We start from the raw sequence: 13,447 nt of genomic DNA on the forward strand, positions 1-13,447 counted from the left end.
TGGTTATCCCTGTTCTAAAACAATAACGCCGGGCTGGGCCCGGCGTTGAATGATGTCGTGCCCCATAGACTGCTTACATGGTCGGCATGGTGAAGTGGTTGGTCTCTTCACGAATGCCGCTGGGCCAGCGCTGTGTGATGGTTTTCATGCGAGTGTAGAAACGCACGCCGTCGGGGCCGTGCATATGCAGCGGGCCAAACAGTGAACGTTTCCAACCGCCAAAGCTGTGGAACGCCATGGGTACCGGAATCGGTACGTTAACCCCCACCATACCGACCTGGATCTGCTCGCAGTATTGGCGCGCGGCATCGCCATCGCGGGTAAAGATTGCCGTGCCGTTGCCGTATTCATGAGCGTTGATCATGCTGACCGCTTCGTCGAAGCTGGCCACGCGAGCAATCGCCAGCACCGGGCCAAAGATCTCCTCGGAGTGAATACGCATTTTTGGCGTCACATGATCGAACAGAGTGCCGCCAATAAAGTAGCCATCGCCTGCGATATCAACCGTTGTCTGGCGACCGTCGACCACGAGCTCTGCGCCTTCATCCACACCAACCTGAATATAGCCCGCCACCTTGTCGCGATGCTCGCGGGTGATCAGCGGCCCCATATCGTTATCAGGGCCATCAACCAAGCCAGGCCCGACCGTCAATTTATCCAGTTCAGCCACCAGCTTTTCACGCAGGCGGTTAGCGGTTTCTTCGCCCACAGGCACGGCCACCGAAATCGCCATACAGCGCTCGCCTGCTGAGCCATAGGCCGCGCCCATCAGGGCACCCACGGCTTGATCGAGATCCGCATCGGGCATAATCACCATATGGTTTTTAGCCCCGCCCAGCGCCTGAACACGCTTGCCATGTGCTGATGCCGTGGCGTAGATGTACTCGGCGATGGGTGTGGAACCCACAAAACTTACCGCCTGAACACGCTCATCGGTGAGCAGCACATCTACCGCTTCTTTATCACCATTGATGACGTTAAAGACACCATCCGGCAGGCCCGCCTCTTTAAGTAGCTCAGCTAAGCGCAGCGGCGTAGAGGGATCTTTTTCCGAAGGTTTCATGACAAAGGTGTTGCCGCAGGCCAAGGCAATGGGGAACATCCACATGGGCACCATGACGGGGAAGTTGAACGGCGAGATACCGGCGCACACGCCCAGCGGCTGCATCATCGAATAGCTATCAACGCCGGTGCCGACGTTCATAGAGTGCTCGCCTTTCTGCAGGTGGGGAATGCCGCAGGCAAACTCGACTACTTCCAGGCCGCGAGTCACTTCGCCTTTGGCGTCTGAAAACACCTTGCCGTGTTCGCTGGAGATGAGCCGCGCCAGCTCATCGGTGTGCTCTTCGACCAGCGCCTTGAATTTAAACAAGATGCGCGAGCGCTTTAGCGGCGAGACTTTTGACCAAACGGCAAAGGCTTCGTCGGCGATGCGCACTGCTTCACGAGTTTCATCGGCGGTGGCTAGCGCTACCAGGGCGCTTTGTTCGCCGGTGGCCGGATTATAAACCGGCGCAGTGCGCTGGCTCTGACCGGTGGAGAACTCACCATTAAGATAATGGGATAACGTCTTCATACAAGCTCCTGATTAAAAGGCGGCGACTGGCACTGTTTAGCTGGCAATGTCGAAACCTGCCTGCTCGGCAAGTTGGCGCAAGTTGCGATACCCCAGGCGAGCATAGGTCAACGGATGGGCGACTTCAGGGTCTTGCTCGGCTTCAACCACTAACCAACCCTGGTAGCCCTGTTCGCACAGGTGGGTTAAGGCGGGCAGAAAATCTACATTGCCATCCCCCGGCACCGTAAACAGGCCGTCTAACACACCGTTTAAAAAGCTTTTATCGCGGTTGCGCACTGCGTCCAGCACAGGGAAGCGCAGGTCTTTGCAGTGCACATGGTGAATGCGCTGGCTGTAGCGTTTGGCGATGGCGAGCGGATCGCCGCCTGCACCGCGCAGATGACCGAAATCAAGCAGTAGACCCACACCTTCGCCAGTGTTGTCCATTAAGCGCTCAACGTCGGCCTGGCTTTCGATTACTGTGCCCAGGTGGTGGTGATACACCAGTTGAATGCCCTGGGATTTCAGGTAGTCACCCACCACCTCAAGGCCATGCAGCAGGCGCTGCCACTCTTGCTCGGAAAGGAGCGGACGCTGGGAGAGCGGACGCTCCTGATCGCCGTGTACACAGTGGGTAACTTCACATAGCACCATCACCTTAGCGCCGCACTGCTTGAGCAGGTTCATGTGATCCTGAATAGCGTCAATCTCTTCTTCAGGCGTGCGTTCCAACAGCTGCGCGGAGTACCAGCCCGACACAAGCGCCAAGTCGTGGGCGCTAAGCACCTGATTCAAGGCGTCGGGCGTGCGGGGAAACTTGTTACCTAATTCAAAACCACTAAAGCCTGCCTCGCGCCCCTCTTTCAAACAGGTTTCCAGCGGTGTTGCGCCACCCAGGCTGGGCAAATCATCATTAGTCCAGGTGAGCGGATTGATGCCTAAAGTAACCGTCGGCATAGCGTATTCCTTATCATTTTTGTCTGAGTATTTTTGGCGTTAGGGCGCTTTACCCTATCGCCGACTCTCTGATGTTCTGTATTTGATTAGCGGGCCTGGCGCTGCTTGGCTTCGCGGTAACCTTGATAGGCTTTATTGACGGCTTCACGCTCGGAAACCTCGGGCACGGCCACTTCCCACCAGGCACCGCCTTCTTGGGTGCTGGGCAGTGGGTCAGTATCCAGGGCAATCACATAGGTCGAGTTGGCGCTGCGAGCGCGCACCAACGCCTGCTCCAGCTCCGCAATGCCGCTCACTGACTCAGACTCACAGCCCAACGCTTTAGCGTGGGCGGCAAAATCGGTTTTCGGTGCACCAGCCTCGACGGTGCGGCAATCTTGCAGCAGGTTGTTGAACCCCGCGCCGCCAGTGGCGTGCTGCAAGCGGTTGATACAGCCATAACCGCGGTTATCCAACACCACCACAGTCAGCTTGTGGCCCAGCATCACCGAGGTCGCCAGCTCCGAGTTGTGCATCAGGTAGCTGCCATCACCGACCAGCACCACTACCTCGTTGTCAGGTTTAGCCATCTTGACGCCCAGCCCGCCGGCAATTTCATAGCCCATGCAGGAGAAACCGTACTCAACGTGGTAGCTGCCAGGGCCCGAACATTGCCAGAGTTTGTGCAGCTCGCCGGGCAAACCACCGGCAGCGCAGACCACGGTAGTATCGCTGCCAGCTTGGCGATTAACTGCACCGATCACCTGAGCATCGGTGGGCAGCGCTAGCCCTTGATCTGCGGTTACACGGCGCACTATTTCGGCCCATTCGCGTTTGCGAGTGCCGGTTTGTTCGCGCCATTCATCGCTACCGCGCCACTCGCCCAGCGCTGCGTCGAGTTGCCCCAGCCCGATCAAAGCATCGCAGCTAAGCGGTAACGCTTGATGCTTCAAGCTATCGAAACGGCCAACGTTAAGGGCGATAAGTGTTTTATCGCTGCTTTCAAACAGCGCCCGAGAGCCAGTGGTAAAGTCCTGCAAACGCGTGCCCACCGCCAGAATGACATCCGCCTGCTCCGCCAATTGGTTAGCAGCTGCACTACCGGTCACCCCAATGGCACCTACGGCACAGGGGTGGCTATCGGCCAGTGCGCCTTTTCCGGCCTGAGTTTCAGCCACCGGAATACCGCGTGTTTTGGCAAACTCGGCCAGGGCATCGCAGGCAGCGGCGTAATGCACGCCGCCACCGGCAATGATCAGCGGGCGTTTAGCCTGCTGCAACGCGGTAATGGCTTGGCTTAGCTGGTATGCATCCGGTGGCGAGCGACGAATGCGATGCACGTTGGGGGCAAAAAAAGCCTCTGGGTAGTCATAGGCAAAGGTCTGTACATCCTGAGGCAGCGCCAGGGTTACAGGGCCGCAGTGTTCAGGATCCAGAAGCGTAGCCATCGCTTGTGGCAAGCTGGTCAGCAGTTGCTCTGGGCGATTAATCCGGTCGAAGTAGCGCGACACCGGGCGGAAACAGTCGTTGACGCTAATCGTAGGGTCACCGAAATGCTCCACTTGTTGGAGCACCGGATCCGGTTCGCGGGTGGCAAAGGTGTCCCCCGGCAGCAGCAGGATCGGCAAACGGTTGGCATGAGCGAGCGCCGCGGCGGTCACCATATTGGTCGCCCCCGGGCCGATGGAGCTGGTCGCCGCCATTAGGCGCTGGCGGCCATTGGCCTTGGCAAAGGCGATCGCCGCGTTGGCCATGGACTGTTCGTTATGGGCACGAAAGGTCGGCAATTCGTCTTGCACGTGGTAAAGCGCTTCGCCTAACCCCGCCACGTTGCCATGACCAAAAATCGCAAACACGCCTTCAAACAGAGCCACTTCTTGGCCATTTATCTCAATACGCTGAGCGGAGAGATACTTGACCAGCGCCTGGGCCATGGTGAGTCGAATGGTGCTCATCTTACGCCTCCTCCGTGTGGGCCAGCGTTTGCGGCTGCGCCTGCCTTAGTTGCCGCCACGCCTTTATCAGCTCGGCATAGTTTTGGGCGACTCGCGCTACCAAGCTAGCGTCGTCGATACGCCCGGCCAGCCAATCACGACTCGCACTAGCAAATAGCGTGCGGCCAACGGTGAAACCCTTACAGCAGGCATGATTGGCTGCTGCTTCAAAGCCGCGTTTCATGTCGTCCATAGGGGCGTCGAGCCCGAGCAGTACAACCCCGCGGCAGTATGCATCCTCGCGCTCAATCGTCTCGCCCACCGCCTGCCAGGCAATATCCGTCATTGAGGGTAGCTTCCACCAGTCTGGGCGAATGCCTAGGTTGTAGAGTCGCTGAAGGCTGCGCGGTAGCGTCGTGTTATCGCTTTGCATATCAGCGGGAGGGATTATCTCAATCAGCAACTCCAGCCCATAAGTACAGGCCGCCTGATAGAGCTGGCGCAGACGCTCCTCCTGCTCTAGGCGCAGTGAGAGTTCATCGTCAGGATGGTAGAACACCAAGCATTTAATGATCTGCTCTCTAGGCCAGTTTCGTAGGCAGGCACCTAAATCATCGCCATGCTGGAAACGCAGCGGGCGTGAGCCTGGCAGCTCTACCGGTCGACCAATCCACCAGCCTTTTCCACTGGCATGATTGAGTGCGTCCTGACCCAGCACATCATCAACCAGGATAGCGGGAGTGGAGATGCCGCCCAGCTTGGCGCCCTCTTCAGCGGCGGTGACCAAGAGTTTTTTGAGTGCTGGCAACCGCACGCTGTCGGCATGCTCTTCGCGGGCCATATCGGTGAGCTGGCGACGGTGGTCAAATGCCAACCCCAACACTTCGGGCCACTGACTAGGCACCCGGGTAGTGACGCGGTGCAGATGATTAAGGCGTTGATCAATATCCGGACGGGGTACCTCACCCCGGCGCGCCAAGTAATCAAATAACTCGTCTTCGGTGGGCATGGCGGGGGCACAGCCGTGGCGGGAGACCACCAACGCGCCACAGGCATTGGCGTAACCGGCGCTGGTTTGCCAGGGTTCATTGCGCAGCCAGCCGCGTAGCAAGCCACTCATAAAGGCATCGCCAGCGCCCAGTACATTGAGCACCTCGACCTGAACGCCCTTGACCAGAATGCCGTCTTCAATGCGGTCAGGAATAGCGCCTTCAAACACGACACAGCCCATGGGCCCCAGCTTGCATACCAGAGTGGCTTCGCTAACCTCACGTACTGCGCGCAAAGCGGCTAAGGTGTCCGTGCTGCCACCGGCAATATGAAACTCCTCTTCGGTGCCCACAATCAGGTCAAAATCCGCCAGCCAGCGCTGCAGATCGGTGGTCACGGTTGCATCCGAAATAAAGCGGGTTTCACCATCACCAGGGTTAGTCAGCCCCCACAGCACTGGGCGGTAGTCGATATCCAGCACCCGCTTCACGCCATGATGGGCGGCGGCGTCCAGCGCTTTGCGGCACGCCCGGCGAGTGGTATCGGTAGAAAGATGGGTGCCGGTAATCGCCAGCGCCTTGGCCCGGGCGATAAATTCAGGGTCGATGGCGTCGGCGTCGATGGCCATATCGGCACAGTCGCGGCGGTAAAATAGCAGCGGGAAGCTTTCGCGATCTTTTAACGCCAGCAGTACCAAGCCGGTGTGGCGCTCGGGGTCGGTTTGTAGCGCGGAGGTATCCACCCCCACTCGTGCTAATTCCTCGCGAACAAAATTGCCCATTTGTTCATCGCCGACCCGCGAGAGCATGGCAGATTTCAATCCTAAACGAGCGGTGCCGTAAGCCATATTGCCCGAGCTGCCACCTAGGTACTTGGCAAAGCTCGCCACGTCTTCTAAACGGCTGCCAATCTGCTCGGCGTACAGGTCGACCGCCACACGTCCCAGGCAAATCAGGTCAAGCGGCCGGTGTTGACTATTGTTATTCAGCATAAATGTCTCCCCACGTCACAAATTCGTGGTATCGGGCAAAAGAGGGCACTGGGCATAAAAGCGTCTTGGGTGGCTATCGATGAGGCTTACCTAAAATGAGAAGGCGTCCCGAAACCGCTTGAGTGCTAGTTCGTCGTCGCCAGAGGCCCAACCTTCTAACCCCACCGTGCCGCGATAGCCTATGTCGTTCAGCGCTTGAGCAATGGCCGGGTAGTTAATCTCGCCAGTCCCCGGTTCGCAGCGCCCAGGCACATCGGCTACCTGCACTTCACCAATGTACGGCCCGCAGCGGCGAATCAATTCAATCAGATTACCTTCTCCAATTTGAGCGTGATAAACGTCCAACATAATGCGCAAGTTGGGCCGATCAACACTCTCCACCAGCGCTAGAACATCTTCCAAGCGAGCAAACGGTACGCCGGGGTGATCAACGTCGGTATTGAGGTTTTCAAGCACGAAGGTGACGTCACTCTTCTCGCCAAGATCTGCAAGCCGATTGAGCGTGTCGCGGGCTTTGAGCCACATAGCGCCCGTCATCTGCTGGCAAGGCTGAACGGGCAACCCATTACTATCTAGCCCGGTGCCATGCAGGTTAAGGCGCGGAATGCCAAGGCGCTTTGCTACCTCAACCGACTCAGCGGCGGTGCGTAGCAGTTCATCTGCCCCGGTGGCATCTGCCAGGGTGCCGGTGACATAGCCGGTCATGGATGAAAACGTCGCCCCGCTATTGGCCAGTGCGTCAATGTCGTGCTTCGTCCAGTCCCAGATTTCGACTTGAAAATCCAGTTCAGAAATACGTTTAACACGCTCCAACACGGGCAAGTGGCGGAACACCATTTCAGCGCAGACGGCCAGCGTGAACGGCGATGATGGAGTAGGTTTATTCATCATGGCTCCTTAATAGCCGTTCGCCGTTCGCGGTGAAGAGAGTTCAGTGCTGCTTGCATCGGCAGGTTGAGTGTCTTGGTCGGCTAAGCTGGCCTTCTTGGCTTTATCTTCCCGCTGGAATTCCGCAAGCTCTGCATCCAGGCTTTCAAGCTCAGCGCCACCCGCCATCATGTTGAGCACTTCTTCGCGACTGACTTCTTCTTTGCGGAAGGAGCCCAAACTACCGCCGCGTGATAATAGGGTGAATGCATCCGCCACTGGGTAAGCATGGTGGACATTGTGGGTAATAAAGATAACCGCAAGGCCATCGGCGCGGGCTTTAGCGATGTAGCGCAGTACAACAGACGCCTGCTTGACCCCAAGCGCGGACGTGGGCTCATCCAGAATCAGCACTTTGGCACCAAAGTAGACGGCACGAGCAATCGCCACACACTGGCGCTCCCCACCGGAAAGCGTACCCACCGGCTGACTTGGATCGCGTACATCAATACCGATTTTGGACATTTCCTCTTTGGCAACCCGGTCGGCATATTTCCAATCAATTCGCTTTAAAGGCCCCCAGCCCACCGTCGGTTCGCGCCCCATAAAAAAGTTACGGGTAATCGACATCAACGGCACCATCGCCAGATCCTGGAAAACGGTCGCGATACCAGCGTCTAATGCATAAGCTGGGGACTTGAAACGAGCTGGTTTGCCATCCAAAAGCATTTCGCCGTGGGTGGGCTGGTGAACACCAGAAAGGGTTTTAATCAACGTTGACTTGCCAGCACCGTTATCCCCTAGCAGGCACATAACCTCACCGGAGTAGACCTGCATTGAGATATCACTTAAGGCGATAACGCTGCCGAAGTGTTTGCTGACACTGCGCATTTCAATCATTGGCGTACGTGTGGTCATGTTATTTGGCCTCCATCGCCTTTTTGCGCATGTAATTGTTGAATAGCACCGCCACCAGCAACATCACGCCGAGGAAAACCTGGAACCAGTCGGTGTTAACGCCGGTATAGAAGATGCCCATTTGCACCATGCCAAAGATCAGTGCACCCAGCGCTGCACCAATGGCAGACCCATAGCCACCGGTCAGCAAAGCACCGCCAATGACAACGGCAATGATGGCTTCCAGCTCTTTTAGTAGGCCGCGAATGGTGTCCGCCGAGCCGGTATCCATCACCTGTATGCAGGCAAAGATGGTGGCGGAGAAAGCCGTGAACATGAACAGTGAAATCTTAACGCGATGGACGGGAACGCCTGAGTTGCGCGCCGCATTGGCATCGCCACCGCTAGCGAAGATCCAGTTGCCGTAAGGCGTGCACAGCAGCACCCAAGTCGCTACAGCGGTTAAGCCCAGCCACCAGACAATCGAGACGGGAATACCGGTAACCGTGGGGTTGCCCGCAAAGTTGGTCGCCATCCAGCCATTTGCTGCCATCCAGCTAAATAGGCCCGTAGCGACTTCTCCAGAGAAAAGCGCCGCAAACCAATCTCCGGGGATATGATCCTGCACTCCTCCCACCTGAGTACGTCCCGTCAACAACCGACTGGTTCCGATAGCCAGGCCACGCAGAATGAACAGGAAGCCCAGGGTAACGATAAATGACGGCAAGCCTGTTTTATTGACCAGATTACCGTTAATCCAGCCCACCAGACCCGCACAGGCGAACGCCAATAAAATTGCGGCCCATAGCGGCCAGCCATACTCCACCGCAGGGATAGCAATCAGAATGCCGGCCAAGCCAATCATCGAGCCAATCGAAAGATCAAACTCTCCGCCGATCATCAGCAACGCAGCCGCCGTGGCGATAATGCCGAGCTGAGCGGCGACTTCAAGAAAATTAATAATACCCGCTGGGGTAAACATCCCGGTGCCGCTGGAAGCAGCGATAAAGAAGGCAAGCACCAACACGGCACCGGCCAACGCCCCCAACTCTGGGCGATTAAGCGCTTTCTTCCAGAAAGAGACTCTCTGGATACGTTCGTCTTGATCAGCCGCTGCTGGCGCAACCGATGGTTTCGTTTCAGTGGAATTCATAGCGATCGACTCCCAGGGCTCGACACCGCCGAGCCTTTTCCGATTAGGTAGTTATCAGCGGATGCCCTGACTACTCAGCTCAATGACCTGAGCCGCGTTTTCTTGAGTAACAAATCCAGGGCCGGTGGCAACATCCCCTGCGGGCAGCAGACCATTTTTGACGAACTGATCTAGGAACATGACAGGTAAGTAGCCCTGCATGTACTGCTGTTGGTCGATCGCGAAGTCCAGCTCACCCGCATCCAAGGCTTCCAAAATGCCGGGTGAAAGATCAAAAGTACCGAGGGTGAACATATCGGTTGCCCCCTGCTCACGCATGGCCCGAATCATCGGGTCAGCGGCCAATGCACCCAAGGTCAGCACACCACGCACATCACTGTTCTCGTTAAGGTAAGCGACAATGGCATTGCGAATATTGGTGGGGTCGTAAGTGGTCGCTAGCTGCTCAGCATTGCCATCGAAGCCATCGACAAAACCATCACAGCGCTGGTCAAGTCCTTGGTTGCCTTGTTCATGGTTAACGCAGACGCCTTTCTCGACGCCCATTTCCTGCATGCGCTCAGCAGCCTGCTTACCTGCCTCATACTCACTTTGCCCAATGTGCAGCCGGGCACCATAATCCCTTGCCACGTCACCACCGGAGTTAATGGTGATGACGGGTATGCCGTTATCGACAGCATTTTGGACAGCGCCACCCAGGGCATTTTCGTCGGTAAAAGAGAGGATTAAACCATCCGGACCAGATGCCACTGCTGCTTCTACAAGTTGCTGCATCTTGGCCATATCAAAGGTGGAGGGCGCGCGATACTCCAAGCTAGCCCCGACGGTTTCAGCAGCGGCTTCTGCGCCGTTTTTCACTACCGACCAGAAAGGGTCAGAGGGAACGCCATGGGTCACCATGACGAAACGGCTCTCTTCTTGTTCCGGTTCCTGTGCTTGGGCGACACCTGCAATTAATGCAGTGGTGGCGGCAGAGGCTAGAAGCCATTGAGATAGACGTGCCATAAACAATTCCTCATAACGTTATCGTTGTTGGTAGGGAAGTGGCATTAAATGCCTTGGCGTTATGAAATATAGATTCCAAACATCAGTTATTGCAAATTATTTATTCTATACTTTGGTATAAATGGAATATTTATTCCAATCAACTAGACTGCATAACAACGAGTCACTTTGCTCAGTACTGCATATCCACTAGTACATAAGCAAAAGGGTGCTAGATGGGCCAACGCGAAGGAATTTGTATGCCACAACCACCACAGAGCTATCGTGAGCTGGAAACGCTGATCACCGCCGAGTACGCCACACTGAGCAAACGCTTACAGCAAACCGCGCGCTTTATGCTTGATCACCCTCAGGAAGTTGCTTTAGCGACCGTGGCCAAAATTGCCGAACAGGCGGATGTCACGCCATCCACCTTAATTCGCTTGGCCAATAGCTTGGGCTTTAAGGGCTTTTCCGAAATGCAGCAGCTGTTTCGCAGCCGTCTGGTCGATGAGTTGCCTAACTACACCGAACGAATTCGTGCGGTACGCAGCGCCACCGGAGAAACACCCGATAGCACCCAACTATTATGGGAGTTCGCTGACGCCAACCGCGCCGTGCTTGAGCAGCTACCCAGCCGTATTGATCCAGAGAGCCTAGAGAAGGCGCTGGATATTTTTGAAAAGGCCCAGGCGATTCATGTGATGGGCGCACGGCGCAGCTTCATGGTCGCCAGCTACATGACCTATGCCCTGGCGCATGTGGATAAACCTGCGTTGCTGGTCAGTGGTTTGGGGGGGATGTACGGCGAGCAACTGCGCGCGATGAGCCAACACGACGCCCTACTGACCATCAGCTTCTCCCCCTATGCCGAAGAGAGCCAAAAAGCCTGCGAAGACGCCCATCAGCGCGGTCTACCCATTGTGGTGATTACCGATTCAAGCCTTAGCCCACTGGCGCGTTTCGCGGATGTTGCCTTCGTGGTTAACGAAGCAGAAGTAAAAAGCTTTCGCGGCTTGACTGCATCGCTCTGCTTAACCCAAGCCTTGGCAATTGCCCTGGGCGTGCGACAAGACAAATCCCGGGACAAAGCCCTGGAAAAAGCCTCAACTAAAAAACGTAAGACATAAACACCAAGCCAACAGCAACAACAAAATAGGAGTGCTTATGAAACTCGCGCTTATCGGCGCTGGACGCATCGGCAAGGTGCATGCCCAGGCCATTTATTCACACCCAAACGTTACGCTGGTTGCCGTGGCTGATTTTCATCAGCCTGCCGCAGAAGCCCTGGCCGAGCAGTACGCTAGCCGAGCGGCCTCTGTGGATGAAATCTTCGCAGATGATGAAATTGATGCCGTACTGATCGCCTCAAGCACGCCTACTCATGCGGAGTATCTGGAGCGTGCCGCCCGTGCAGGCAAGGCGGTTCTGTGCGAAAAACCTATCGCCCTGGATTTAGCGCGCACGCGCGATGCTCTGCAAGTACTCAGCGAACACCCAGTGACCTGCGCATTAGGCTTTAACCGCCGCCACGACCCACAGTTTGCTGCATTGAAAAAAGCAATTACCGAAGGGCGTATTGGCGCACTTGAAACGCTGACGATTATTAGCCGCGACCCCTCTCCCCCGCCTGCCGAGTATGTGGCTGAGTCCGGCGGTCTGTTCCGCGACATGATGATTCATGATCTTGATATGGCTCGCTGGTTGCTTGATGAGCCTATTGAAAGTGTCTTTGCCGTCGGTAGTAGCATCATTGACCCAGCGATTGGTGAGGCAGGTGATGTGGATACCGCCATGGTCACCCTTACGACCGCCAGTGGAAAGCTGTGCCAAATCAGCAACTCACGGCGCGCCTGCTACGGCTACGATCAGCGTATCGAAGCCTTTGGCAGCCAAGGCATGCTGCAGGCCCAGAACGAGAGCGACACCCGACTGCGTTTTACGGGTGAAGCCGGCCAAGTGGAAGACAAACCCAAGTGGTTCTTCCTGGAGCGCTACGCCCAAGCCTACCAACTTGAAATTGGCGACTTTGTTGCCGCCTGGCAAGAGAAGCGTGCGCCACTCGCCGGTGCCCAAGATGGCCTAGAGGCGTTGCGCTTAGCCGATGCAGCGGAGCTTTCATTGCGTGAAGGTCGCAAAATCCTGCTCGACGCCTCGGTCTAAACAGACGCAAACGGGTCTGTGTAGACCTTTCATATCGACAACGGCTAGCTGCCAACCGAGCAGCTAGCCATCAGAAGGAGCGATATATGGCTTCACTACTGGTACGCCCCACCGCCCCAGATGCCCAAGGCACCGTGATTGACGTTACCCCTGAATCGGCTGGCTGGACGCACGTTGGCTTTCGGGTGCATAAACTCGCCAAGGGCCAGCGCCTGGAGGCCAGCAGCGATGACCAGGAAGTCTGCCTGGTGCTGCTCACCGGGCGGGCCACAGTGACCTGCGGCGAGCACCGCTTTGAAGACATCGGCAAGCGCATGGATATCTTTGAGCAGATCCCTCCCTACGCGGTTTATCTGCCTGACCATGTTAGCTACGCGGTGGAAGCGACCACGGACTTAGAGCTTGCGGTGTGCGCTGCCCCTGGGCATGGCAATCACGCCCCAAGACTGATTGCTCCCGACAACATCAAGCAAAGCACCCGTGGCCAGGGCACTAATACCCGCCATGTTCACGATATTCTACCGGAGACCGAGCCCGCCGATAGCCTACTGGTGGTTGAAGTATTCACACCCGCGGGTAACTGGTCGAGCTACCCGCCACATAAACACGATGTGGATAACTTACCCCACGAATCATACCTGGAAGAGACCTACTACCACCGCATTAATCCTGAACAAGGGTTCGCCTTTCAGCGCGTTTACACCGATGACCGCAGCCTTGACGAAACCATGGCGGTAGAGAACGGTTGCTGCGTGTTGGTACCCAAGGGCTACCATCCTGTGGGCGCTTCCCATGGCTACTCGCTCTACTATTTAAATGTCATGGCGGGGCCCAAGCGGGCGTGGAAATTTCACAACGACCCCGACCATGAGTGGTTAATGAAAGCCTAACGGGCGGCACAATTTGCCTGCTAACATTTATCCAATGCTATGCTGTATAGCCCCGCTAATGCGGGGCTTTTCGCGTTAGGCTTT

Annotated in this window: 11 protein-coding genes; 3 read left to right on the forward strand and 8 right to left on the reverse strand. The window is 56.4% G+C overall.

Annotation, left to right across the window (positions count from 1 at the left end):
- Positions 1–73: 73 nt before the first annotated feature.
- From ACN06F_RS16075 to ACN06F_RS16110, 8 genes are all read right to left on the reverse strand, one after another.
- Entirely contained in the window at positions 74–1,576 is a 1,503-nt protein-coding gene (locus ACN06F_RS16075; protein WP_433924293.1) for a CoA-acylating methylmalonate-semialdehyde dehydrogenase, read from the reverse strand.
- A gap of 36 nt (positions 1,577–1,612) precedes the next feature.
- Complete coding sequence (gene iolE / locus ACN06F_RS16080) at positions 1,613–2,515, reverse strand: myo-inosose-2 dehydratase (protein WP_433924294.1); 903 nt, start codon at positions 2,513–2,515, stop codon at positions 1,613–1,615.
- Between the two features lie 86 nt (positions 2,516–2,601).
- Positions 2,602–4,449: a 3D-(3,5/4)-trihydroxycyclohexane-1,2-dione acylhydrolase (decyclizing) gene (iolD, locus tag ACN06F_RS16085; protein ID WP_433924295.1), complete on the reverse strand. Its 1,848-nt coding sequence runs from the start codon at positions 4,447–4,449 to the stop codon at positions 2,602–2,604.
- Between the two features lies 1 nt (position 4,450).
- Positions 4,451–6,409 (reverse strand): bifunctional 5-dehydro-2-deoxygluconokinase/5-dehydro-2-deoxyphosphogluconate aldolase, encoded by a 1,959-nt coding sequence (locus ACN06F_RS16090; protein WP_433924296.1) that lies wholly within the window; start codon positions 6,407–6,409, stop codon positions 4,451–4,453.
- A 90-nt stretch (positions 6,410–6,499) separates the two neighbouring features.
- Entirely contained in the window at positions 6,500–7,300 is an 801-nt protein-coding gene (locus tag ACN06F_RS16095) for a TIM barrel protein (protein WP_205739024.1), read from the reverse strand.
- A 6-nt stretch (positions 7,301–7,306) separates the two neighbouring features.
- Entirely contained in the window at positions 7,307–8,194 is an 888-nt protein-coding gene (locus ACN06F_RS16100; protein WP_038478793.1) for an ATP-binding cassette domain-containing protein, read from the reverse strand.
- 1 nt (position 8,195) lies between these two features.
- On the reverse strand, positions 8,196–9,326 hold the full coding sequence (locus ACN06F_RS16105; protein ID WP_038478796.1) for an ABC transporter permease: 1,131 nt from the start codon (positions 9,324–9,326) through the stop codon (positions 8,196–8,198).
- Between the two features lie 54 nt (positions 9,327–9,380).
- Positions 9,381–10,331 (reverse strand): sugar ABC transporter substrate-binding protein, encoded by a 951-nt coding sequence (locus ACN06F_RS16110; protein ID WP_038478799.1) that lies wholly within the window; start codon positions 10,329–10,331, stop codon positions 9,381–9,383.
- Positions 10,332–10,570: 239 nt separating this feature from the next.
- On the opposite strand from ACN06F_RS16110, the gene ACN06F_RS16115 reads away from it, so the two are divergent.
- The 3 genes from ACN06F_RS16115 to iolB all read left to right on the forward strand — a co-directional run bounded on the left by ACN06F_RS16115 (position 10,571) and on the right by iolB (position 13,363).
- Positions 10,571–11,440 (forward strand): MurR/RpiR family transcriptional regulator, encoded by an 870-nt coding sequence (locus ACN06F_RS16115; protein ID WP_038478801.1) that lies wholly within the window; start codon positions 10,571–10,573, stop codon positions 11,438–11,440.
- 37 nt (positions 11,441–11,477) lie between these two features.
- Positions 11,478–12,473, forward strand: a complete 996-nt coding sequence (gene iolG / locus ACN06F_RS16120) for an inositol 2-dehydrogenase (RefSeq protein ID WP_038478804.1) — start codon at positions 11,478–11,480, stop codon at positions 12,471–12,473.
- An 86-nt stretch (positions 12,474–12,559) separates the two neighbouring features.
- Positions 12,560–13,363, forward strand: a complete 804-nt coding sequence (gene iolB / locus ACN06F_RS16125; protein ID WP_038478807.1) for a 5-deoxy-glucuronate isomerase — start codon at positions 12,560–12,562, stop codon at positions 13,361–13,363.
- Positions 13,364–13,447 lie beyond the last annotated feature (84 nt).

The sequence above is a fragment of the Vreelandella sp. 21 genome (assembly GCF_050995515.1).
Classification (GTDB): domain Bacteria; phylum Pseudomonadota; class Gammaproteobacteria; order Pseudomonadales; family Halomonadaceae; genus Vreelandella; species Vreelandella alkaliphila.

Coding starts and splice junctions, on each gene's coding strand:
- ACN06F_RS16075 (WP_433924293.1), bottom strand. CDS start 1,576: ATGAAGACGTTATCCCATTATCTTAATGGTGAGTTCTCCACCGGTCAG.
- iolE (WP_433924294.1), bottom strand. CDS start 2,515: ATGCCGACGGTTACTTTAGGCATCAATCCGCTCACCTGGACTAATGAT.
- iolD (WP_433924295.1), bottom strand. CDS start 4,449: ATGAGCACCATTCGACTCACCATGGCCCAGGCGCTGGTCAAGTATCTC.
- ACN06F_RS16090 (WP_433924296.1), bottom strand. CDS start 6,409: ATGCTGAATAACAATAGTCAACACCGGCCGCTTGACCTGATTTGCCTG.
- ACN06F_RS16095 (WP_205739024.1), bottom strand. CDS start 7,300: ATGATGAATAAACCTACTCCATCATCGCCGTTCACGCTGGCCGTCTGC.
- ACN06F_RS16100 (WP_038478793.1), bottom strand. CDS start 8,194: ATGACCACACGTACGCCAATGATTGAAATGCGCAGTGTCAGCAAACAC.
- ACN06F_RS16105 (WP_038478796.1), bottom strand. CDS start 9,326: ATGAATTCCACTGAAACGAAACCATCGGTTGCGCCAGCAGCGGCTGAT.
- ACN06F_RS16110 (WP_038478799.1), bottom strand. CDS start 10,331: ATGGCACGTCTATCTCAATGGCTTCTAGCCTCTGCCGCCACCACTGCA.
- ACN06F_RS16115 (WP_038478801.1), top strand. CDS start 10,571: ATGCCACAACCACCACAGAGCTATCGTGAGCTGGAAACGCTGATCACC.
- iolG (WP_038478804.1), top strand. CDS start 11,478: ATGAAACTCGCGCTTATCGGCGCTGGACGCATCGGCAAGGTGCATGCC.
- iolB (WP_038478807.1), top strand. CDS start 12,560: ATGGCTTCACTACTGGTACGCCCCACCGCCCCAGATGCCCAAGGCACC.